Origin of the sequence: Polaribacter sp. 11A2H, assembly GCF_011379025.1 — a bacterium.
In the GTDB taxonomy this organism is placed as follows: domain Bacteria; phylum Bacteroidota; class Bacteroidia; order Flavobacteriales; family Flavobacteriaceae; genus Polaribacter.
In genome coordinates this window covers 43,302-67,330 of sequence record NZ_WTLD01000011.1, presented here as the reverse complement: position 1 = coordinate 67,330, position 24,029 = coordinate 43,302, and the positions used below count along the sequence as shown (strand labels likewise).

At 31.3% G+C, this 24,029-nt stretch carries 15 protein-coding genes; 12 read left to right on the top strand and 3 right to left on the bottom strand.

Going from position 1 to position 24,029, the window contains the following annotated elements; all coding sequences use genetic code 11:
* Positions 1-118 precede the first annotated feature (118 nt).
* From pbpC to GQS58_RS13485, 12 genes are all read left to right on the top strand, one after another.
* The gene (gene pbpC / locus GQS58_RS13540; protein ID WP_166386784.1) at positions 119-2,467 is read left to right on the top strand and encodes a penicillin-binding protein 1C; all 2,349 of its coding nucleotides are present in this window, start codon (positions 119-121) and stop codon (positions 2,465-2,467) included.
* A gap of 117 nt (positions 2,468-2,584) precedes the next feature.
* Positions 2,585-2,746, top strand: coding sequence for a hypothetical protein (locus GQS58_RS13535; RefSeq protein ID WP_166386782.1), 162 nt, complete (start codon positions 2,585-2,587; stop codon positions 2,744-2,746).
* A gap of 225 nt (positions 2,747-2,971) precedes the next feature.
* Positions 2,972-3,817 (top strand): MBL fold metallo-hydrolase, encoded by an 846-nt coding sequence (locus GQS58_RS13530; RefSeq protein WP_166386780.1) that lies wholly within the window; start codon positions 2,972-2,974, stop codon positions 3,815-3,817.
* Positions 3,818-3,821: 4 nt separating this feature from the next.
* Complete coding sequence (locus tag GQS58_RS13525; RefSeq protein WP_166386779.1) at positions 3,822-5,453, top strand: S8 family peptidase; 1,632 nt, start codon at positions 3,822-3,824, stop codon at positions 5,451-5,453.
* Positions 5,454-5,556: 103 nt separating this feature from the next.
* On the top strand, positions 5,557-7,347 hold the full coding sequence (locus GQS58_RS13520) for a M1 family metallopeptidase (RefSeq protein WP_410524708.1): 1,791 nt from the start codon (positions 5,557-5,559) through the stop codon (positions 7,345-7,347).
* A 252-nt stretch (positions 7,348-7,599) separates the two neighbouring features.
* Positions 7,600-11,868: a T9SS type A sorting domain-containing protein gene (locus GQS58_RS13515; RefSeq protein WP_166386775.1), complete on the top strand. Its 4,269-nt coding sequence runs from the start codon at positions 7,600-7,602 to the stop codon at positions 11,866-11,868.
* A 106-nt stretch (positions 11,869-11,974) separates the two neighbouring features.
* Positions 11,975-12,997 (top strand): Holliday junction branch migration DNA helicase RuvB, encoded by a 1,023-nt coding sequence (gene ruvB, locus GQS58_RS13510; RefSeq protein WP_166386773.1) that lies wholly within the window; start codon positions 11,975-11,977, stop codon positions 12,995-12,997.
* Positions 12,998-13,086: 89 nt separating this feature from the next.
* On the top strand, positions 13,087-14,814 hold the full coding sequence (locus GQS58_RS13505; protein ID WP_166386771.1) for a SulP family inorganic anion transporter: 1,728 nt from the start codon (positions 13,087-13,089) through the stop codon (positions 14,812-14,814).
* Between the two features lie 109 nt (positions 14,815-14,923).
* Positions 14,924-16,330, top strand: coding sequence for an MBL fold metallo-hydrolase (locus GQS58_RS13500; RefSeq protein WP_166386769.1), 1,407 nt, complete (start codon positions 14,924-14,926; stop codon positions 16,328-16,330).
* A gap of 5 nt (positions 16,331-16,335) precedes the next feature.
* Positions 16,336-16,701: a rhodanese-like domain-containing protein gene (locus GQS58_RS13495; RefSeq protein WP_240914624.1), complete on the top strand. Its 366-nt coding sequence runs from the start codon at positions 16,336-16,338 to the stop codon at positions 16,699-16,701.
* A gap of 196 nt (positions 16,702-16,897) precedes the next feature.
* Entirely contained in the window at positions 16,898-18,823 is a 1,926-nt protein-coding gene (locus GQS58_RS13490; protein ID WP_205860438.1) for a DUF3857 domain-containing protein, read from the top strand.
* Positions 18,824-18,956: 133 nt separating this feature from the next.
* Positions 18,957-20,930, top strand: a complete 1,974-nt coding sequence (locus GQS58_RS13485; protein WP_240914623.1) for a DUF3857 domain-containing protein — start codon at positions 18,957-18,959, stop codon at positions 20,928-20,930.
* Between the two features lie 89 nt (positions 20,931-21,019).
* Here the strand turns inward: GQS58_RS13485 and clcA are convergent, their stop codons facing one another.
* The 3 genes from clcA to GQS58_RS13470 form a co-directional block, all read right to left on the bottom strand.
* The gene (gene clcA / locus GQS58_RS13480; RefSeq protein WP_166386767.1) at positions 21,020-22,357 is read right to left on the bottom strand and encodes a H(+)/Cl(-) exchange transporter ClcA; all 1,338 of its coding nucleotides are present in this window, start codon (positions 22,355-22,357) and stop codon (positions 21,020-21,022) included.
* 331 nt (positions 22,358-22,688) lie between these two features.
* Positions 22,689-23,552 (bottom strand): RNA polymerase sigma factor RpoD/SigA, encoded by an 864-nt coding sequence (locus tag GQS58_RS13475; protein ID WP_166386764.1) that lies wholly within the window; start codon positions 23,550-23,552, stop codon positions 22,689-22,691.
* 29 nt (positions 23,553-23,581) lie between these two features.
* Entirely contained in the window at positions 23,582-23,773 is a 192-nt protein-coding gene (locus GQS58_RS13470; RefSeq protein WP_166386762.1) for a hypothetical protein, read from the bottom strand.
* Positions 23,774-24,029 lie beyond the last annotated feature (256 nt).

Sequence of the window (24,029 nt, the reverse complement as noted above, 5' to 3'; positions counted from 1 at the left end):
ACGCAGGAAGAGGAATCTCATAATCAATACCAAACTTGTGAGATTTCTCAATCACCTGAAAGAGGCTCATTTCGAAATGACACTCGAACACCTAAAATAAACTTGTAATACATCAAAATTGAAAATAACAAACTACATAAAACGTCATAAAAAGAAAACAATATTTGTTGTTGTTCTACTGATTTTTTATGCATTTTGTTTGCCAAGTCAGTTATTTACCAAGCCAACATCAACAGTAATTACAAGTAATACTAATGAGTTGTTGGGCGCATTAATAGCAGAAGATGGACAATGGCGTTTTCCGCATAAAGATTCCGTTCCAGAGAAGTTTAAAACCTGTTTAATTCAGTTTGAAGATGAACATTTTTATATGCATCCTGGTTTTAATCCGATTTCTATTTTAAAAGCCTTAAAACAAAATTTACAAGCGGGAGGAGTTAAAAGAGGCGGAAGTACCATTACCCAGCAAGTTATTCGATTGAGTAGAGATAATAAATCTAGAACCTATTTTGAGAAAGTAAAAGAATTAATTTTAGCAACCCGTTTAGAATTTAGAGCGTCTAAAGAAAAAATTATTTCTTATTGGAGTTCCAATGCGCCTTTCGGCGGAAATGTAGTGGGCTTAGATGCTGCTTCTTGGCGTTACTTTAATAGACAAGCATCTGAGTTATCTTGGGCAGAATCTGCAACTTTAGCCGTTTTACCCAATGCACCAAATTTAATTTATCCAGGTAAAAATCAGCATAAATTATTAGTGAAGAGAAATCGATTATTAACCAAGTTACTTGCTAAGAACATCATTGATTCTCTAACGTATGAATTATCGGTATTAGAAGAATTACCGCAAAAACCGTATGCATTACCTCAAATTACGCCACATTTATTACAAAAAATCAATAAAAAAAATAAAGGAGAATTTGTAAAAACAACCATAAATAAAAGGTTGCAAAATCAAGTAAATTTAATTGTAAATAATCATTATAATCAGTTAAAAAACAACGAGATATTTAATATCTCTGTTTTGGTTTTAGATGTAAAAAGTAGAAAGGTTTTAACCTATATTGGTAACTCTGAAACAACTAGAGAAAATCAAAAATATGTAGATGTTATAGACAAACCCAGAAGTACCGGAAGTATTTTAAAACCATTTTTATATACAGCCATGTTAGATAGTGGAGATTTGTTGCCAAATATGTTGGTTGCAGACGTGCCTACAAATTTCGGAAGTTATCATCCAGAAAATTTTGATAAAAAATATGCAGGAGCAATTTCTGCAAAGTTAGCGTTGTCTAGATCTTTAAACGTACCAACAGTAAGAATGTTGCAACGTTTTGGCTTAGAGAAGTTTCATGATTATTTACAAAAATTAGAACTGAGAGATTTAAAGAAAGATCCTAATTATTATGGTTTAACATTGGCTTTAGGTGGTGCAGAAAGCAATTTATGGGATTTATGTAAAAGCTATGCTTCTATGGCATCTACAGTAAATCATTATTCAGAAAACTCTAGTAGGTATTTTAAAAATGAATTTTGTGAACCTACTTTTTATGCTGATAAAAAGGTTGACTTCGGAGAAAAATCATCAGAAAAAATAATTTTTGACGCCGCTTCTATTTATTTAACTTTTGAGAGCTTGAAGGATGTAAATAGACCAAATGCAGATCAGAATTGGGAGTTTTTTGATGCTTCTAAACAAATTGCTTGGAAAACGGGTACGAGTTTTGGTTTTAGAGATGCTTGGGCAATAGGAACTACTAAAGATTATGTGGTTGGTGTTTGGGTTGGAAATGCAGATGGAGAAGGAAGACCTGGTTTGGTTGGTGTGCAAGCTGCAGCACCTATTTTATTTGATGTTTTTGATAAATTGCCAAACTCAGAATGGTTTGAAAAACCTTTTGATGAAATGACTGAAATAGAAATTTGTACACAAAGTGGGTATAGAGCAACTCGAAATTGTGAAGAAAAATCATTAGAATTCGTGCAAAATGCAGGTTTAAAAACAGCACCTTGTCCGTACCATGTTTTGGTAAATGTAGATGCTTCAGAAAATTATCAGGTAAATACTTCTTGTGAGCGTTTAGAAAATATAAAACAAAAATCTTGGTTTGTGTTGCCTCCTTTAATGGAATATTATTACAAGGATAAAAATCCGTTTTATAAACCGTTGCCAAAGTTTAGAAATAATTGTTTAGGTGTGGCCAAAAACGCGATGAAGTTTATTTATCCAACGGAAAAAAGCACCATTTTTTTACCAAAGAATTTCGATGGAAAAAAGAATGAACTTGTTTTAAAAGTAGCACACGCAAATAGTGAAGCTATTTTATATTGGTATATTGATAGTAAATATTTAGGGAGCACAAAAGAATTGCATGAGTTTGGTGTAAATTTAAATACAGGAAGTTACCTTATTTCTGCTACAGATAATTTTGGAAACGAAATTCATCAGCAAATAATAATAAAAGAATAATTTATTTAAAGTAGATTAAGTGCAGGTCAACGTAATAAAAGAGGTTTTTATCGAAGAGTAAGAGGTATACGTTCTAATTTTATAGATTTTTGGTATAACTAAACCTTACTATTTATTATGATATTACAAATTTCTACACCAATTAATGGGCAAACTCCCTCATCATTCTTAGACAATCAATTATTGTTTGTTATTTTAGGATTGGTTGCTTTGGTATTTGTGATTATTAGAGTAGCTAAGTTTTTAAGTGAAATGAATTCTAGTAGGGCTTCTAAATAGATCTAATTTTATTCATACTGTTTTCCTTTTCCTTTTTTAATTAAGAAAAAATAATTTATGTTCTAATCAATTATTTTAGACTAATCTTTAGACTTTTCTTAACAAAAATTTGTGTTATTTTCTTCATCTTTGCTTTCTGTATACTTTTAAGGAGTATAATGAATATATTGAATTCTAATTGATTATTTTTATAGTCAATTTTTTTATGATTTTAATCTATACAGAATGAAAATATACCCTATAGAAACTGGAAATTTTAAATTAGACGGAGGTGCAATGTTTGGTGTTGTGCCAAAAACTATTTGGCAAAAAACGAACCCTGCAGACGCTAATAATTTAATAGACATGAGCATGAGAAGCATGCTTATTGAAGATGGAGATCGTTTAATTTTGGTAGATACAGGTTTAGGCGCAAAACAATCAAACAAATTTTATAGTTATTATTACCTTTTTGGAGATTTTTCTGTAGATACATCTTTAGCAAAACATGGTTTTCATAGAGATGATATTACAGATGTTTTTTTAACACATTTACATTTTGATCATTGTGGAGGTGCTATAGAATGGAATGCGGAAAGAACTTTTTTACAGCCGGCTTTTAAAAATGCCAAATTCTGGTCTAATGATAAACATTGGAAATGGGCAACAGAGCCTAATGCTAGAGAAAAAGCATCCTTTTTAAAGGAAAATATCAATCCTATTAAAGAAAGCGGACAATTAAATTTTATTCATAGTAATTATAAAGATCAAATAGGTTTCGACATTCTTTTTATGGATGGTCATACAGAAAAACAAATGCTACCAATGTTGTCTTATCAAGGTAAAACAATTGTTTTTATGGCAGATTTGTTACCTACAATTGGGCACATTCCTTTGCCTTATGTTATGGGGTATGATACAAGACCTTTATTAACAATTAAAGAAAAAGCAGCATTCTTAAACTTGGCTGCAGACAAAGAGTATTATCTTTTTTTAGAACACGATGCTTATAATGAACTTTGTACCGTTCAGCATACAGAAAAAGGAGTTAGATTAAAGAACACACACAAATTTATAGATATATTTAATTAACATTATGAGAGTTTTAAAACCAATTTTATATACAGCTTTTGCTGGACTTGTTTTTACAGGTTGTAAATCAATTTCTAACATTCAAGTTCCTCAAGGTTCTGATGTAGCAATAGTAGCAGCAGCTAAAAAAATGCCATTAACACAAGAACAAAAAAACACTTGGGGACATTTAGATTTAGTAAAAGATTCTATTCCTGGAATGTCTGTAGACAAAGCGTATGATTTTTTACAAGGTAAAAAGAGTGTAACGGTTATAGTAGGTGTTGTAGATTCTGGAACAGATTTGGGTCATGAAGATTTAAAAGATGTTGCTTGGGTGAATGCAAAAGAAGTTGCAGGAAACGGAATTGATGATGATAAAAATGGTTATATAGACGACATTAATGGTTGGAACTTTCTAGGTAATGCTTATAAAGAAAACTTAGAGGCAGATAGAATTTTACACAATCCTTCTTTAGAAAGTCCAGAAATTGTTGCTGAGATACAAGCAGCACATGATATTAAAGTAGGTAATGCAGAAAAGACAAAAACTCGTTTTGAGCAAATGTTAAGTGGCGTTAAAGGAGCAGATGAAAATTTAGCAAGACACTTTGGTAAAGAAGACTATAGTGCCATAGAAGTTGCGGCAATTACAACCGAAGATCCTTCTTTATTACAAAGCATTGCAATTGCAAAACAAATGTTTGGTTTTGGTTTACCTTCTTTAGGGCAAGCACAAGAAGAAATTAAAAAGGAGTTAGATAAATCTATTGCTTTATTAAACAATGAATATACTGATTATAGAATAGGAGATAACCCAGAAGATCTTAATGACTCTCCGGGTTATGGAAATGGAAACACAGGAGTTTCTATTAAAAGTGAAGCACATGGTACACATGTTTCTGGTATTATTGCAGCATCTAGAAATAATGGAAAAGGAGTGAATGGTGTGGCAGATAATGTAAAAATTATGGCTGTACGTTCTGTACCAGATGGAGATGAGTATGATAAAGATGTTGCTTTAGGTTTACGTTATGCAGTAGATAATGGCGCAAAAGTAATTAACACTAGTTTTGGTAAAGGATATTCTCCTCATAAAGAATGGGTATATGATGCTATTAAATATGCAGCAGCGCATGATGTATTAATTATTAATGCAGCAGGTAATGACGGTAAGGATATTGATGTAGAAAGAACATACCCTAATGATTCTAAAGATTTGTTAACAGAAGTTTCAGATAATGTGTTAACAATTGGAGCTATGAGTTCTAATTATAATGAAACATTACCAGCTAATTTTTCTAACTACGGAAAAAAGAATGTAGATGTTTTTGCGCCAGGAGTTCAAATTTATTCTACAACACCAGAAAACGAGTACAAACACTTTAGCGGAACCTCTATGGCTGCACCTTCTACAGTAGGAGTAGCTGCTTTGGTACGTTCTTATTATCCTAAGTTAACAGCAAGCCAAGTAAAACATATTTTAATGAATTCTGGTACTAAAATTAATTTAGAGGTAATTAAACCAGGGTCTCAATCTAGAGAAAATCCAGAAGGAGAATTAGTTCCTTTTTCAGATTTATCTGTTTCTGGTAGAGTTGTAAATGCTTACAATGCTTTACAAATGGCAGACAGAATGGTAAACGGAAAAAAATAATTTATTAAACTTAAAAAGCAGCATTTTTAAAATGCTGCTTTTTTTTTGAACATTAATTAATACAAATATGAGAAAAATTTATTTTTTAGGATTGTCGCTAATCATGTTAACCTCTTGTAAGGTTATAAAAGATACAACTCATGTAGCTACAGAAACTTATTGGCAGCAACATGTAGACTATACAATGGATGTAGATGTAGACGCAAAAAACTACCAATACAAAGGAAAACAGACGTTAGTTTATACAAACAATTCTCCAGATGATCTAGATAAAGTGTTTTATCACTTGTATTTTAATGCGTTTCAACCAGGTTCTCAAATGGATATGAGATCTTTAAATATTAAAGATCCAGACAGAAGAGTAGGCGACAGAATTAGCAAATTACAACCAAATGAAATTGGGTATATTAAAGTAAACTCTTTAAAACAAGACGGTGTTGCAGTTTCTCATGAAACGGTTGGTACTATTTTAGAGGTGCAATTAAATGAATCTATAAAATCAGGAGAATCAGTTACTTTAGAAATGAATTTTGATGCTCAGGTTCCTGTTCAAATTCGTCGTTCTGGAAGAAATAGTGCAGAGGGAGTTGCGTTGTCTATGTCGCAATGGTATCCTAAATTAGCAGAATACGATTTTCAAGGTTGGCACACGCCTCCATATATTGCAAGAGAATTTCAAGGTGTTTGGGGAGATTTTGATGTAACCATTCATATTGATAAAGATTATACAGTTGGTGGTACTGGTTATTTACAAAATCCACAAGAAATTGGTCATGGTTACCAAGATGATTCTAAAGATTTAAAGCTGCCTAAAGGCGATAAATTATCATGGAATTTTAAAGCACCAAATGTGCACGATTTTATGTGGGCAGCAGATCCCGAATACATTCACGATGTTTTAAAAATGGAAAACGGAATCGATTTGCATTTCTTATACAAGAAAACATTAGAAGCCCAATATTTGAAAAACTGGAAAGATTTACAGCCTAAAACGGCTGAATTAATGACGTATTATAGTGAGCAAGTTGGTCAATATCCTTATAAACAATACTCTGTAATACAAGGAGGAGATGGCGGAATGGAATATGCAATGTCTACTTTAATTACAGGAAAACGTAAATTCGGTAGTCTTTTTGGAGTTACAGCACATGAAATGGCACACACTTGGTTTCAGTTTTTATTAGCATCTAACGAAAGTTTACACCCTTGGATGGATGAAGGTTTTACGTCTTACATTTCTAACAAAGCAGAAAACTTAATTTTAGGTGAAGGTAAAGAGAATCCGCATGCGGGGTCTTATAAAGGATATAGAACTATTGTAGCAAAAGGGTATGAAGAATCTTTATCTACACATGCAGATAGGTATCATACAAATTGGGCGTATAGTACAGCAAGTTATTCTAAAGGAAACATTTTCTTATCTCAATTAGAATATGTAATTGGTAAAGAAAATGTAGCAAACGGATTAAAGAAATACTTTAACGATTTCAGTTTTAAACACCCAACACCAAACGACATTAAACGTTCTATGGAAAAAACTGCTGAATTAGATTTAGGTTGGTACTTAAATGAATGGACAGAAACTACACACACTATAGATTATGGTGTAAAATCTGTAGATAATAAAACAATTACTTTAGAGAGAATTGGGCAAATGCCAATGCCAATGGATGTTGATGTAATGTATGTTGATGGTACTACAGAAAATTTTAATATTCCTTTAGAAATGATGAGAGGCAGTAAGCCAACATCGGCAACCATTTTAAAAGATTGGGCTTGGGCAAACCCTACCTATTCTTTTACGGTTTCTAAAACTGTAAAGTCTGTTACTATTGATAAAAGCGGATTAATGGCTGATATTAATTTAAAGAATAATGTTCTAGAAGTGAAGTAAGAATATTTTACAAATATAATTATGAGCCTTTCCTATTTGGAAAGGCTTTTTTGATTGGTTATATTTGCACCCATAAATTCTTAATAGATAATTAATGTTGTTTTCTTGTAAAATATTGCAACATCTTCATGTATTAATATTTATCAAGAAATTAGTTTTATAAAATATACATAATTGAAAAATAATAACACCTTACGTCTAAATTTCAACAATTTTTTTTACCTCTTTATTTTTGTAAGTACTTCTTTTTCTTTGAGTGCGCAACATGGTGTAACTGCTGTTTATGGCGATAATGGAGGTTTTTACACTTCTACCACAGCTGCACGTATTACTTATGATGATTCTAATAATTTATTAGGGTTTAAAGTTGATGGTGCAATATATTCTACAGGTGTTAATGATGCAATTTTATCAGCAAATAATATAACATTTACAAGCGGAATTTTTGTTTCATTTCCTATGCCTGCTTCTATTGATTATAATTCCACAGAGTTAATTGGTATTGGAACTAATTGGGGAGGAACTTCTCAAAATAATAGTGCAACAGATTATATAAAAACGTTTAACCCTATTGTTCCTTCATTTTTTGTTAGAGATGGTAGTAGTGGTTTAGAATTAGCAACAAATTTTTTTAATATTAAAAAGCAGGTAATTATATATGATGCTATTGTAATAAATCAAGCAGTAAGTATTAATGATGCGATGCCAGATATTATTGTAACTCAGACAGGGTCTCCTGGTAACACCGACAAATTTAAATTTATAGATAGTGCCGGTAATATAGTGGGGGCGGAAATAAATGTGGAATTTGGAGGAGTTTCTATTGTAGGAGGTACAGATTGGACTATTTATAGAGTGAATCCTTCTACAGGTACAGTCTCAAGTATTTTTGGAGTAGATACTTACAGAGATTTAAGGGTAATTGCTGTTAATTTAAGTGACTTTGGCATAACAACTAGTAATTTTAACCAAATAACTAATTTTGTACACAGCACATCAGGTAATACAGATATTGCTTTTACGGCGTATAATTCTGATGCTATAAAAATATTACTACCTGCAACAGATTTAGAAGTGTCAAATTCAATTATTTCTGCAGATGATTTTTGTGCACCTACAACAGTTAATTTTGTAACAACAATAAGTAATATATCTACTACTGAATTATCAAAAGATTTTACTGTAGATTTTATTATTCCTGCAGGTATGACAGCAACAAGTAACTCTGCAATTTTTTCTGAGGCAGGTGTTTCTCCTTTATCAGCAAGTTTTAATAATACCACTAATAAGTGGACTGTAGATAATTTATCTGCAGGAGAAAGTGTTACGTTAACGGTTAATACATCTGTAACTACGGCATCATTTCCTATAAGTTTTACAGCTACAGCAACAGGTGTGTTTCAGCCGGATAGTGACCCAAGTAATAACACACAAACAATTTCTGAGGCAGGTGAAGATAATGATTGTGATGGAGTTAAAGATACAGATGATTTAGATGATGATAATGATGGTATTTTAGATATTGTAGAAGGAACTGGAGATCTTGATGGAGACGGAATTCCTAATTATTTAGACTTAGATAGTGATGGAGATGGTTGTCCGGACGCTTTAGAAGCTGGAGGTACTGTTAAACAAACAGATTTAAATGCTAATTTTGTAATTACCGGAGCAGTAAATGCACAAGGAATACCAACTTTAGCAGCAGCTGGTGCTGGAGCAGGACAAAACATTGGTGATAGCCAAAATGGTAGCGTTTTAGCTTGTGATACCACTGATACTGATTTAGATGGAGTAATTGATATTATTGATTTAGATGACGATAACGACGGTATTTTAGATACTGCAGAAAATGCATCTAGTGGAAACCCAATTGCAGATTCAAATAAAAATGGAGTTATAGATTACAAAGATCCAACTCTTAGTGGTTTTGTTGATTCTAATTCTGATGATATTGATGATAGATATGATCTCGATTTAGACGGAATTATAGATCAGTTTGATACAGACGCAGATGGAGATGGTTGCCCAGATGCATTAGAAGGAGGTGCAAATTTTACTTTTGCTGATGTTGATGGAAATAATAGATTAAAAGGAGACGTAGATAAAAAAGGGATTCCTACCATAGCTACTTCTAGTGGTCAAGTAATAGGGAGTAGTCAAGATAATTTAGTACAAGATCTAAGTTGTAGTTTGCTACCTGTAATTATCAGTCAAGTTTATCAAACAGCATCCGGTAACGCCATAGAATTAACTAATATTGGTACCACTACAGTAACTAATATCAGTTTGGTTTTATTTAAAAATTTAGGTGCTGCCTCTGCAAATGGGGTTTTGCCTACGGCGGATTTAACAATTGCAAGTATACCTGCAGGTGGTTCTGTGGTAATAAAATCTTTGGCATCACTAACCGGAGTTACTTTAATAAATAACCCAACCGAAGTAACAAATACTGGTGTAGCCGATTTGGCTGGAGGAGACGATACTATAATTCTATCAAAAACAGTAAATGGATCTGCATGGGAAAACAGATATGATGTTGTAAAAAGTATTAGCGATGAAACATCATTAGTACGTATAGACGAAATAACAAAAGCAAATTCCACTTTTACGGCAGCAGAATGGCTTTCTTTTATAGATGATTCAATAGAAGTTGTTGGAGATTCAAAGCCAATTCCTGCAATAGTCAGACATGTAAATGCACCACTTTTATCAGAAGTAAAAACACCAATTAATGAGACTAATTGTGGTTTAGGCTTGCATAGAGTAAGTCCAACTATTCGTACAGGATCTGCTTGGAGTAATGGTTTTCCGGATAAATCTAGAAGCGTAATCATTAAAGAAACATACGAGCATTCTACAGGTAGTTTAAATGCAAGAATATTAGATGTACAAGGCAGTAACGTGTTAAGTGTTGGTAATAATCCATTAATCGTTTTAAATAATACCAATATTAATGTAAATGCACAAATCAGAATTTTAGGTACTGGACAGTTTATTCAAGTGCACGATGGTAATCGTAATGTAACCGGTAATGGAAAACTATTAATAAATCAAAAAAGTGAGGTTCCAAATGTATATAGGTATAATTATTGGTCATCACCTGTAGTAGAGTTTATTGGCGGAAATACGTATAGAGTTTCAAAAATTATGAAAGATGCTGGAGGTGAGCTTACTGCTAGTTCAATCTTATCAGATATTAATTTTGTTAGCGGTTACGATGGAGCTGTTGCGAGCCCAATACAAATAGCTAGTCATTGGATTTGGACTTATTTTAATAGTACAGCAAATAATGATTGGGTGCAATTAAAAGAAACGAGTTATTTATCTAAAGGTTTAGGATATATTATGAAGAGTACAGGTGCTAATGCACAATATTTTACATTTTCTGGAAGTCCATTAGATGGAGATATCTCATTTAATATCTCAGGAAATACAAATAGTCTTATTGGAAATCCGTATGCAGGTACTTTAGATGGTCATGCATTTATTCTAAATAATGAAAATACAATTGATGGTACACTTTATTTTTGGGAACACTCTGGTGAAGCAACAGATAGTGGGCATGTAAAAGGTGGATATGAAGGTGGTTATGCACAATTAACTTATGGAATGGGAGTCGCTGCAACTAGCGTTGTAGGAATAAACGGGGTAACAGATTCTTACTCTTATACTACACCAACAAGATATATTGCTATGGGGCAAGGATTTTTTATCTACTCAGATGCAGATGGAGGAACGGTGAATTTTAATAATAAGCAGAGAAGTTATCAAGCAACAGCGCCTCATTTTTTTAAAGGACAACAGAAAGAAGTTGCTAATAGTACGCTACCAATTTTAAAATTAGGAATGGATTTTACCAATAAAGACTATTTAAAAATTCATAGACAAATAGGTGTTTCATTTAATGAAAACCATTCTTATGCTTTTGATTATGGATATGAAAGTGTAATGATAGATGTTCAGGCATCAGATATATTTTGGAATTTTGAAGAAATGAACCATAAGAAATTGGTTATTGCAGGTGTTGAAGGTATTAGTGATGCTTTAAAAGTGCCACTTACAATTCTTGTTGATTCTGATGAACCACTTTTTTTAAGAATAGATGAATTAGAAAATATTGATAGAAAAATTTATTTATTTGATGCTGTAGAGAATACTACCAGAGAATTAAAAACGGATGAGGTGGTTGAATTAACATTATCAAAAGGAACTTATGACGATCGTTTTTTTATTACCTTTAATGAAGCAAAAGTGTTATCTGTTTCTAATGAGGTTTTAGATTTTAGTTTAAGAGTTTATATGGATAACAATTCGAATGCAATATCAATACGTAACAATACCAATCTTTTTATAGAAAATGTAGCAATATTTAATGTGTTAGGTCAGCAAATTAAAGCATGGAATCCAAATGTTGTAAATGAAAAAATTGACTTAGAAGTTGGTAACTTATCAACCTCTATTTATATTGTTAAAGTAAAAACAAACAAAGGTACATTTACAAGTAAGATTTTAAAAAAATAAAAAAGTACATACTGTATTCTAAAAAACCTTTCCTAATAAGAAAGGTTTTTTTGTTATGTAACAAATCTTACAAAACTGTACTTTAAAATCAATTATCTTTGTGGTTATGAATGAAAACTTAAATCCTGAAAACGACCATTTATCAAATGAAGATTTAGATGTAGAAAAAAAATTACGTCCGCTTTCTTTTGATGATTTTACAGGGCAAGATCAAGCAATAGACAACTTAAAAATATTTGTTGAAGCAGCAAATCAAAGAGGAGAAGCTTTAGATCACACACTTTTTCACGGACCTCCAGGTTTAGGAAAAACAACTTTAGCGCATATTTTAGCAAACGAATTAGAAGTAGGAATAAAAGTTACTTCTGGTCCTGTTTTAGACAAACCCGGAGATTTGGCAGGTTTGTTAACAAACCTAGATGAACGTGATGTGCTGTTTATTGATGAAATTCATAGATTAAGTCCTATTGTAGAAGAATATTTATACTCTGCAATGGAAGATTATAAGATTGATATTATGATAGAATCTGGCCCAAATGCCAGAACTGTTCAAATAAACTTAGAACCTTTTACTTTAATTGGAGCCACAACCAGATCTGGTTTGTTAACCGCACCAATGAGAGCTCGTTTTGGAATAAGTAGTCGTTTACATTATTACAAAACAGAATTGTTAACCACAATTATTCAAAGAAGTTCACATATTTTGGGGGTTCCTATTTCTATGGAATCTGCTATAGAAATTGCCGGTAGAAGTAGAGGAACACCAAGAATTGCAAATGCTTTACTAAGAAGAGTTAGAGATTTTGCACAAATAAAAGGAGACGGAAGTATTACCATAGAAATTGCAAAATATGCTTTAAAGGCATTAAATGTAGATGCGCATGGTTTAGATGAAATGGATAATAAAATTCTAATGACCATTATCGATAAATTTAAAGGAGGCCCTGTTGGTTTAAGTACCATTGCAACGGCCGTTTCTGAAAACACAGAAACGATTGAAGAAGTGTACGAACCTTTTTTAATTCAGCAAGGTTTTATTATGAGAACTCCAAGAGGAAGAGAAGTAACCGAATTAGCATACACACATTTAGGAAGGGTAAAAGGAAAAAGTCAAGGAGAATTGTTTTAATCTTTAGAAACAAGAAACAAGAAACAAGAAACAAGAGAAAAGAGAAAAAAGTAAGAATTCCTTCCCTTTGGGAAGGTTAGGATGGGCTAATGAATATAAAAAAAATAATACCAATTTTAGAATGGTTACCAAACTACAATAAAGCTTTTTTTAAAGGAGATTTGTTAGCTGGTATCACTGTTGGTATTATTTTAATTCCGCAAGGAATTGCCTATGCTTTAATTGCAGGTTTACCACCAATTTATGGTTTGTATTGTGCGTTAATGCCACAAGTTATGTACGCCATTTTTGGATCATCAAGACAAGTGGCAATTGGTCCTGTAGCCATGGATTCTTTAATTGTAGCAACAGGGGTTTCCACATTAGCTTTGGCAGGTTCCGATAGTTATATTTCCATTGCTATTTTATTGGCATTAATGGTTGGGGCTATTCAATTTATAATGGGAGTTTTTAGTTTGGGGTTTATTGTAAACTTTCTATCAAAACCCGTAATAACCGGCTTTACATCCGCGGTAGCGTTAATTATTGGGTTCAATCAATTTCGGAATTTATTTGGAGTAGATTTTGTACAAAGTGATCAATTACAGTATGTTGTAGTAGATGTTTTTGGTAGGATTATCGACTTTAATCACCCAACAACTATTATCGGATTAATTTCTGTGGTAATCATTATCATCCTCAGAAAAATCAATAAAAAAATACCAAGTGCACTAATTGTAGTTATTTTAGGTATTCTAATTTTAAAGTTTTTTGGAAGCTCTATAAGTGATGTTTCCATTGTAAAAGACATTCCTTCTGGGTTGCCAATTTTCGGAATTCCAGAATATGATATCGATCTAATAAGAGAGTTATTACCAATTGCATTTACGTTGGTAATGGTTGGGTATTTAGAAACCATTTCTATAGGGAAATCTTTAGAAGCAAAACAAGATGAATATAGAATAAGACCCAATCAAGAATTAATAGCTTTAGGAATCAGTAATATGGTGGGGTCGTTGTTTAAAGCATACCCAACAACCTCTAGTTTTTCTCGTTCTGCAATTAATCAAGAAAGTGGAGCAAGAACAGGTATGGCAGCATTAATTTCTGTGGTTATGGTGGTTATTACACTATTATTTTTAACACCATTATTTTACCATTTACCCAAAACAGTATTGGCGGCAATTATTATTGTGGCCGTTTTTAATTTGGTAAATATTAAAGAAGCCATTTTTTTGTGGAAAGCAAATCATTTAGATTTCTGGTTAATGTTAGCCACATTTATAGGAACATTATTTTTAGGAATAGAATTTGGTATTATGGTTGGCGTAGGCTTGTCTTTAATTGTATTAATTTATAGAACCTCTAGACCTTATGTTGCAGAATTAGGAAAGGTACCAGGCTCTAATTTTTATAGAAATAAAAGTCGTTTTGAAGAGGTAGTTATAGAAGACGATGTTTTAATTTTTAGGTTCGATGCACAAATATTTTATGCAAATTCTAGCTACTTTAGAGATAAGTTAGATGAAATGGCAGATAGAAAAGGAGCCGCTTTAAAGTTGATCGTTTTAGATGCAGAAAGCATTAATAGAGTAGATAGTACGGGAGTAGAAATGTTAAAAGAACGGATTAAATTCTATAAAAAGAAAAATATTACTTTTTTATTAGCAGGTGTAAAAGGCCCCGTTAGAGACGATTTTTTTAGAAGCGGAATTTTAGAAATTATAGACATCAATCACTTTTTTATGAGACCAAACGATGCTGTTAGGTTTTATAAGACAGGAGATAGAAAGCATCAAGAAAAATATGCGAAATATATTCATCAAGCATATCATTAAAAGGAATTAGTTTATATCCTGTAAGGTTTTTAAAACCTTGTAGGTATAATGGACAAGACCTACAAGGTTCTAAAAAAGACCTTGCAGGATAAATCAAAAAATAACATACATGATTATAGAACAAATTTATACAGGGTGTTTAGCGCAAGGAGCTTATTATATAGAAAGTAATGGCGAAGTTGCTATTATAGATCCATTAAGAGAAGTGCAAGACTATATAGATAGCGCAGCTAAAAATAATGCAAAAATCAAATATATTTTCGAAACGCATTTTCATGCAGATTTTGTGAGCGGACACGTTACGTTGGCAGAAAAAACAGGTGCAGAAATTGTATTTGGACCAACAGCAACAACAAATTTTGATGCAATTATAGCAGAAGATAATCAGGTTTTTAAAGTAGGTGATATTACTATTACGGTGTTACATACTCCTGGTCATACAATGGAAAGCTCTTGTTATTTATTAAAGGATGAAAACGGAAAAGACCACGCACTTTTTAGTGGAGATACCTTGTTTTTAGGAGATGTTGGTCGCCCAGATTTAGCTCAAAAAAGTGATGTTACAGAAAAAGATTTAGCTGGTTTTTTGTTTGATAGTTTACGTACTAAAGTAATGACTTTAGCCGATGAGGTTATTGTATATCCAGCACACGGAGCAGGTTCTGCTTGTGGTAAAAATTTAAGTAAAGAAACGGTAGGTACCATTGGTAATCAAAAAGAAACCAATTATGCGTTAAGAGCAAACATGACCAAAGCGGAGTTTATTAAAGAAGTAACCGATGGGTTATTGCCTCCGCCAGCCTATTTTCCTTTAAATGTAAAGTTGAATAAAGAGGGCTATAAAGACATAGATGAGGTGCTAGAAAATAGTGCAAAACCATTGTCTGTAGAAGCCTTTGAAATTCATGCAAATGAAACTGGTGCAGTTATTTTAGATGTTCGTCATCAATCAGAATTTATAAAAGGTTTTATACCACAATCTATTTTTATTGGTTTAGGTGGTACTTTTGCACCTTGGGTTGGCGCATTGGTAAAAGATATTAAGCAACCTATTTTATTGGTAACTCCAGCCGGAGAAGAAGAGGCTACAATTATACGTTTATCTAGAGTTGGTTTCGATAATGTTTTAGGGTATTTAGAAGGTAGTTTTGGTACTTGGGAAAAAGCAGGTAAAGAAATAGATACCTTAATTTCTGTTTCTGCAGATGATTTAGAGGAGAAAATTAAAGAAAATGTAGTTGTTTTTGATGTTAGAAAACAAAGTGAATATAATAATGAACATATTGAAGAAGTAGTAAATACGCCTTTAGATTCTTTAAATGATCATATTTCTAAGTTCCCTAAAGGAGAAGATTTTTACCTGCATTGTGGTGGAGGTTACCGTTCTGTAATTGCTGCTTCTATCTTAAAAGCAAGAGGAATTCACAATGTAATTGATGTAGCAGGTGGTTATGCTGCTATTAGAAATACAACGATTAAGAGAACAGCTGCAGTTTGTCCATCAACTTTAAAATAAAAATTATGAAAAATATTTTATGTATTTTCTTTATGAGTTTCTTTTTTATCAATTGTAACTCACAAGAAGATGTTAAGTCGGTTTCTACACAAGAATTAAAAGAATTACTTTCTAAAGAAAAAATTCAATTAATGGATGTAAGAACACCAGCTGAAACAAAAGAAGGTGCTATAGAAACAGCCACTTTTGCAAATTATTTTGATGCTGATTTTAGTAAAAAAGCGTCTAATAAATTAGACAAATCTAAACCAGTATATTTATATTGTAGAAGCGGGAAAAGAAGTCTAAAAGCCTCTAAAATTCTTAAAGAGAATGGTTATGAAGTCTACAATGTTTTAGGCGGATATAATAAATGGAAACAAGAAAATTAAATTTGACGATATTAGGATATCTAGGGTAAGCGATAAAAATTGGGTATTAGATAAACCGAAATATTTTGTAGGTAGTCCTTTTTGAAGATTTAATTTTTAACGTTAAAAAACACATAAAAAAGAGAGAACAAGAACCTTAAATTGGGTTTTTGTTCTCTCTTTTTTGTATTTTAGTTTTATAAAAAAATAGAGAAGTTTGAGTATTTATAAATCCGTTTTCATTGCATTTTTTTTATTGTTTGTAACAAGCTTAAATGCTCAGTTTTCTGCTGAATATTTAAAGTATCAGAAACTGCATCCAGAAGATGGAAGAGTCCGTTTACAACAAGAAACTAGTATTACAATAACGGTTGTAAATGATAGTTTACAAATACAGCAAGAGTTTATTGAAGAAGATTTGTATTTAAACGATGCTGCAACGTATAATTCTAAAAACACCTTAAATTTCTCTGCATTTTTCGAACTAAAGAATATAGAAGCTTCTTCTTTTTCTTTTGATAATAATGAATATATAGAAAATAAAGTAGAAAAATTTACAGAAAAAGATGAATTGAATCAGTCTTTTCATGATGATTCTAAACTGTTAAACTTTGTATATGCTAACTTAAAAAAAGGGTCGAAATCTAGGTTGAAATATAGTCAAGAAATTAAAAACCCTCGTTTTTTAACACCCTTTTATTTTGGTGATTATTTTCCTGTGGAACAAAATAAAGTAACCATTATTGCTGATGAAGATATCTCTTTAGAGTTTAAAGAATTTAATATTTCTGATGCTGAAATTACATTCCATAAAGAAAAAAAAGGAAAGAAGGTAATTTATAGTTGGACGCTAAACAACCAACCGAAATATGAATATGAGTCTAATACACCAAGTTATAAAACCATTTTACCACACATCGTTCCTATTATTACTTCTTATAAAATTAAGAATGAAAACAAGAAATTATTAGGTGAAGTTGCAGATTTGTATAATTGGTATTATTCTATGGTAGAGAATGTAAATACAGAAGCTCCAAGTACAGAACTGGTGGCTTTGGTATCTAAAATTACGGCAGATAAAAAAAACGATTTAGAAAAGGTAAAGGCTATTTATTATTGGACACAACAAAATATAAAATACATAGCTTTTGAGTATGCTTTAGGCGGATTTATTCCGAGAGAATCTAATGACGTTTTTAGAAAAAAATATGGCGATTGTAAAGACAATTCGAGCATTTTATACAGCATGTTAGCAATTGCAGGCATAAAAGGAAATTTAACATGGATTGGTACCAGAAGCATTCCTTATACTTACAATGAAATTCCAACGCCAGTTGTAGACAATCACATGATTCTTTCTTATGAAAACAATGATAAAACCTATTATTTAGATGCCACTGGTCGGTATATAAAATTCGGAATGCCAACTTCTTTTATTCAAGGAAAAGAAGCATTGGTGGGCTATGGAAAAGATTTTAAGATTAAAAAGGTACCAATTATCGCCGCTAAAGAAAATGCAATTATAGATGTAACTAATATTAAAATTGAAAACGGCAAGGTTATTGGATCCTCTAAAACTACTATTTCTGGGTATCCAAAAATTGATATTTTTCATACGTTAGAAACTGGAGACTCAGAAACGAAGTTGAAAAAATTCTATAAAAATGTGTTTGGAAAAGGGAATAATACCTTTCAGATTAATAATTTTAAAGAAACCAATAAATATCATTACGACAATGATTTTATAGTAGATTACGATTTTGAAATTAAGAATTATGCCAAAAATTTAGGAGATGAAATTTACATCAACCTAAATTTTAATAAAGAGATTTCTTTTTATAAAACAGATAAAAATAGAGAAAACGCCATTGAATACGAATATCAAAAATACTATAAGTATACTACTATATTAGAAATTCCTGAAGGTTATAAAGTAGATTATGTGCCAGAATCAATAACAGTTTCTAATGATTTATTAATTTCTAAAATTACCTATCAAGTAAAAGAAAATGAAGTAATTTACAATCATGAAATTGAGTTAAACTTCTTAGTTTTATCAACAGAACAACAAAAAGAAGTAAATAAAGAGATTCAGAAAATTGAAAGAAATTATAAAGAAATTGTAGTTTTAAAAAAAGAATAAGAACAAAACGAATTGACCAATAATCATGAGGTGTCATTCTGAATTTATTTCAGAATCTCCTATAACGATTTTTTATTTTAAGACCCTGAAATAAATTGATGGAGACAAATAAGACATGATTTTAAATAAACGAATGATGAAGAATAAAATTCACCTATTAATTGCCTTATTATTTGCTTTTCAGATTGCGATAGCGCAAGAAAAACCCTTTTTTGAAAGCTATGATTGGGAGGTAAATCCGAGTTATAAAGTAGATAAAGAAATTTCTGAAGACATGATTGCTGTTAAAGAAAAAACAGTGACAGAATTTTATTTTCAAGAGGAAGATTTAGTAGAATTCTATTTAGAACACAAAGTTTTATGGCTAAATTCTGATGATGCAATTGAGGAGTATAACAAAATATATTTGCCGTTTTCATCCGAAGCAGAAATGCAAGTGAATAAAGCAAGAGTGATTACTCCCGATGGAAAAATCATCAACTTAGATAAATCTAAAATTCTTACAGCTGAAGATGAAGAAACTGGTAATACTTATAAATATTTTGCTTTAGAAGGCATTACAAAAGGTAGTTTTATAGAGTATATGTATGTGGTAAAAAGACCACCAAGTTATACCGGAAATAAAATTTACATTCAAGATGGGTATTATAAAGACCAAGTAGCGTTCGATTTGTACTCGCCAAGTAATTTGTTGTTTAAATTTAAGAGCTATAATAATTTACCAGATGTAGAAAAAGATACATTAAGTACAGATAAAATACATTATAAATTACATGTTTCTAAGGTAGAAAAATTAGAAAACGAATACCAAGCTCCTTATAATGCTTCGAGAGGTTTTATTGTTTATAAAATGGATAAAAATGTAGATAATATGGACGAAGATATTATCTCTTATAGCAATATTGCACAGAATGTATATGCTTCTTATTATCCGGAATATTCCGAAAAAACAAAGGAGTTGTTAAAGGATTTTATAAAAGAACTAGCGTTGCCAAAAAATGCAGATCAAGAAAGTATTATTAGAAAATTAGATTTTTATATAAAATCGACCGTGTTTTCGCAGGATACTTTTAATGAAGACTTGCAAGATTTAGACCTTATTTTAAAAACGCAAGTAGCCAATGAAAGCGGAGTTATTAAACTATATATTGCTGTTTTAAGAACCTTAAATATAGAACATGAGTTGGTGATAACAACGGATAGAAATGAAATAAAATTCGACCCAGAGTTTGAAGCAACAAATTTTTTAACGGACTTTTTACTGTATTTTCCTACATCAAAAAAGTATTTGTCTCCAAATGCATCCGGAACAAGATATGGTTTTCCGTTGCCTTATGTAACAGATAATTACGGACTATTTTTGAAGGAAGGTGTTGTTGGAGATCAGAAAACGGTTACCGGAAGAATTGCATATATAGAGCCTGTAAAAGTTGATGAGGTTTTAGATGTGATGAAGGTAACCATCGATTTTAATAAGGATAATTTAACCGAAAATACCGTTCATTTAGACAGAGCTTTCAGCGGATATTACGCCATGAATATTCAGCCTTTTATGCATTTAATTCAAGGTGAAGATGCTAGAAATGACTTGGTAGATAGTTTTGTAGAAAGCATGACGTATGATTTTGATGTAGAAAAAAGAGAATTAATAAATGCCGATGCAGAATTGTTCGGAATAAAGCCTTTACAGATAAAAGTAGATTTTACTACGGAAGGTTTTGTAGAAAAAGCAGGAAGAAAATATTTGTTTAAGTTAGGCGATTTAATTGGACAACAAATAGAAATGTACCAAGAAAAAGAAAGGGTTTTACCGTTAGAAGGGCAGTTTCATAGAGGTTATAATAGAACCTTAACATTGCATATTCCTGAGGGCTATAAAATTACCAATTTAGACGATATTAATATTAATAACTCCTATGTGAAAGACGGAAAAGAATTGTTCTTTTTTAAATCTTCTTATCAATTAGAAGGAAACACATTAACTGTAACTGCTAACGAATATTATAAAGAAAACAGTATTGAAGTTGACATGTATGAAGAGTACAGAACTGTAATTAATAGTGCGGCAGATTTTAATAAAATTGTGTTGTTGTTGGAAGCTGAATAGTATTTATAAGTCATTGTTTTTTGTGATATTTTATCATATTGTCACTAATTTAATGTTGTTTTAATTCTCTATAAGTGTCTTTTTATTTCTTAAGGTTGTTCCACTGTATTTGCTAAAGTACGTTTTAACAAGGTTGTATAAATAGGTTTGTTTCCTAGTAGCATTGTAAATACAGATGCAGTAACTGTAGTGATTATTAAAGGTAATATTAACTCATAGTTAGATGTCATTTCTATGGCTAATACTAGGCCTGTTAGGGGTGCTCTAACAGTTGCCGAAAAAATACCAGCCATTCCTGCAATGGCAAAAATTCCAGGATGAGAAATTAAATCAGGAAATAATTGTTGCATGCTAATACCAAATAGCACACCTAATATTACACCTAGTGTTAACATGGGTAAGAAGATACCTCCAGGCACACCTAAACTGTAACTAAAAAAAGATAAGAGTAGTCTTACCGTAAATAAAAAAACTAAAAATAATAAAGTAAACGAATTGTCTAACACCTTTGTGATGGTTTCGTAACCACCACCAATCATATCTGGAGAGAAAATACCGATAATAGCAATAATAGATCCCACAAAAATACCTGTATAAAGGATTGGTAATTTATTAGAAAATTGGAAAAAATTTAAAGATAGAATTAGTACTTTGTTGTAAATTAAACCAATAATACTGCAAACTAAACCTAGAATAATAAATAACCATAAACTATAAATATTAGGACTAGGGAACACCATCATTTGTATAGTGGGTTTAGATTCTACTAAAATACGTACTATAAAATCTGCTGAACCAGCACCAATCATAATGGATGCTACGGAATAAAAGTTAAACTTAAAATGTCCATGCATTTCTTCTATTACAAAAATGATACCCGCAAAAGGAGCATTAAAAGCACTTGCAAGTCCTGCAGCAGCTCCGGTAGAAATTAAAGGATTATTTTCAAGACTGGTTTCACCAAAAGTATCTTTAATCATTTTACCAATATTAGCTCCCAATTGAATTGTTGGACCTTCTCTACCTAATAATAACCCACTTCCTAAAGAAAATAAGGAGGCTATAAATTTTATAGGAATTACCCTTTTCCATCTCATTGGACGCACGCCGTCTAAAGCACCTTCGATTTCTTGCACTCCACTCCCTGATGCTTCTGGAGCAAATTTTCGAACTAAAAATAATGCGATACTAATTGCTGTAATAGCAAATAAAATAGGCCATACCCAGCTTACTATATCACCAGTTACTGCATTTTTAAATAAGCTTTCTCTAAAGCTTTCAGTATAACTTAGACTAAGCCTAAACAAACCTGCAAAAAGGCCTACAAGAATTCCAATTAATAAAGCATAAAATAACAGTTTGAAATTTTTTGTACTCTCATCTGTAGATCGTAGATGTTTATTATGAGATATATTAAACGGTATCATAAATCAATTATTTTTTGATTCGAGTATTGTAAATGTCACCTAAAAAGTAAAAGATTCCTTATTATTTTAAAAGTAAGAATCGTTGGAACAAATATTTTAAGTTCAAATTTTGTTTGTGGTAAAATTACTAAAAAATGAAATTGTAGCTCTTTTTTTACTGATTTACTTTTGTTTTTTTATTGATGATATAAAGGGAAAAGAATACAATAGGAATTTGTAAATTAAAAGTAATTACTTACATAAAGGACATCTTAATGTGGGTTTTAACCAAAAAAAATCCCAAGCAAAAGCTTGAGATTTTAAAAAGTAATTTCAATAAGTAAACAAAAGTTTATCCTAAATATGTTTTTAAAAGATGTGTTTTAGATTGATGTTGTAAGCGTCTAATTGCTTTTTGTTTTACTTGGCGGACTCTCTCTCTAGATAAATCAATCGTTGCTCCAATTTCCGTTAAGCTATAAGAACTAGGAAGATTAATGCCGTAAAACATTTTTATCACTTTTGCTTCCTTGTTAGAAAGCGTGTCTAAGGCTCTGTTTATTTCAATGGATAAAGATTGCTTCATTAAGTTTTTGTCGGGTCTAGGAGACTCGTCAGACTGTAATACGTTGTATAAGTTAGAATCTTCTCCTTCTTTAAAAGGTGCATCCATAGATACATGTTTACCAGAATTTTTTAAAGATTGCTCTACCTCATCTTCAGTCATGTCTAACTGCTTCGCAATTTCTTTATTAGTAGGCATTCTTTGCTCTCCTTGTTCTAAACGAGCATATATTTTACGTATTTTATTAATGCTACCAATTTTGTTTAAAGGCAAACGTACAATACGAGATTGTTCTGCCAAAGCAGACATGATAGATTGACGAATCCACCAAACGGCATAAGAGATAAATTTAAAACCTCTTGTTTCGTCAAAACGTTTTGCAGCTTTTACAAGACCTAAATTTCCTTCGTTTATTAAATCAGACAATTTTAAACCTTGTCCTTGATATTGTTTTGCAACAGAAACAACAAACCTTAAATTTGCGGTAACAAGTTTATCTAACGCTCTATTATCTCCTTTTTTTATTTCTAAAGCTAGTTCTACTTCTTCATCAGCAGTTATTAGCCCAATTTTACTAATTTCTTGAAAATATTTCTCTAAAGATTTGGCGTCACGATTGGTTACTTGTTTTACAATTTTAAGTTGTCTCATATATTGTTTCTGGTTTTTGTAGATTAATTTTAAATAAATAGATTGCAATCATCACACGTTTTCATTTCTCCATAATATGTTTCTCTGTATTGATGGATCGTTTTAATAGGAATTCCTAAAAAATACTTTTTAATGTACGTTACTCTAGAATTTAGAGTTCCCATAGCAGACGAATAGTATTTTTGATATTTAGTTTTTCTTTGAACTTTAATTATTTTCATATATATAGATTTAAAGAAGTGTAAAAACACTTTTTTATAAAATTGTAGATGACAAAGGACATAATTTCCTTTAAAAAATTAAGAAGTAGAAAAACTAGAAAGCAGTCGTGATGAATTTATCAGAATGATTTTTTAAAAGACAAAAATCAAAAGAATAAATGCTCGTATTATTTTCGATGTAAAAAGAAGAATTTCTCATGAATCTACAATATACGAAAAAACGAGCGATTTTCAATAGAAAATGCTCGTTTTGTTT

Excerpts from the sequence above, each read along its gene's own strand:
- GQS58_RS13535 (WP_166386782.1), top strand. The coding sequence starts at position 2,585 with ATGATATTACAAATTTCTACACCAATTAATGGGCAAACTCCCTCATCA.
- GQS58_RS13530 (WP_166386780.1), top strand. The coding sequence starts at position 2,972 with ATGAAAATATACCCTATAGAAACTGGAAATTTTAAATTAGACGGAGGT.
- GQS58_RS13525 (WP_166386779.1), top strand. The coding sequence starts at position 3,822 with ATGAGAGTTTTAAAACCAATTTTATATACAGCTTTTGCTGGACTTGTT.
- GQS58_RS13520 (WP_410524708.1), top strand. The coding sequence starts at position 5,557 with ATGTTAACCTCTTGTAAGGTTATAAAAGATACAACTCATGTAGCTACA.
- ruvB (WP_166386773.1), top strand. The coding sequence starts at position 11,975 with ATGAATGAAAACTTAAATCCTGAAAACGACCATTTATCAAATGAAGAT.
- GQS58_RS13505 (WP_166386771.1), top strand. The coding sequence starts at position 13,087 with ATGAATATAAAAAAAATAATACCAATTTTAGAATGGTTACCAAACTAC.
- GQS58_RS13500 (WP_166386769.1), top strand. The coding sequence starts at position 14,924 with ATGATTATAGAACAAATTTATACAGGGTGTTTAGCGCAAGGAGCTTAT.
- GQS58_RS13495 (WP_240914624.1), top strand. The coding sequence starts at position 16,336 with ATGAAAAATATTTTATGTATTTTCTTTATGAGTTTCTTTTTTATCAAT.
- GQS58_RS13485 (WP_240914623.1), top strand. The coding sequence starts at position 18,957 with ATGATGAAGAATAAAATTCACCTATTAATTGCCTTATTATTTGCTTTT.
- clcA (WP_166386767.1), bottom strand. The coding sequence starts at position 22,357 with ATGATACCGTTTAATATATCTCATAATAAACATCTACGATCTACAGAT.
- GQS58_RS13475 (WP_166386764.1), bottom strand. The coding sequence starts at position 23,552 with ATGAGACAACTTAAAATTGTAAAACAAGTAACCAATCGTGACGCCAAA.
- GQS58_RS13470 (WP_166386762.1), bottom strand. The coding sequence starts at position 23,773 with ATGAAAATAATTAAAGTTCAAAGAAAAACTAAATATCAAAAATACTAT.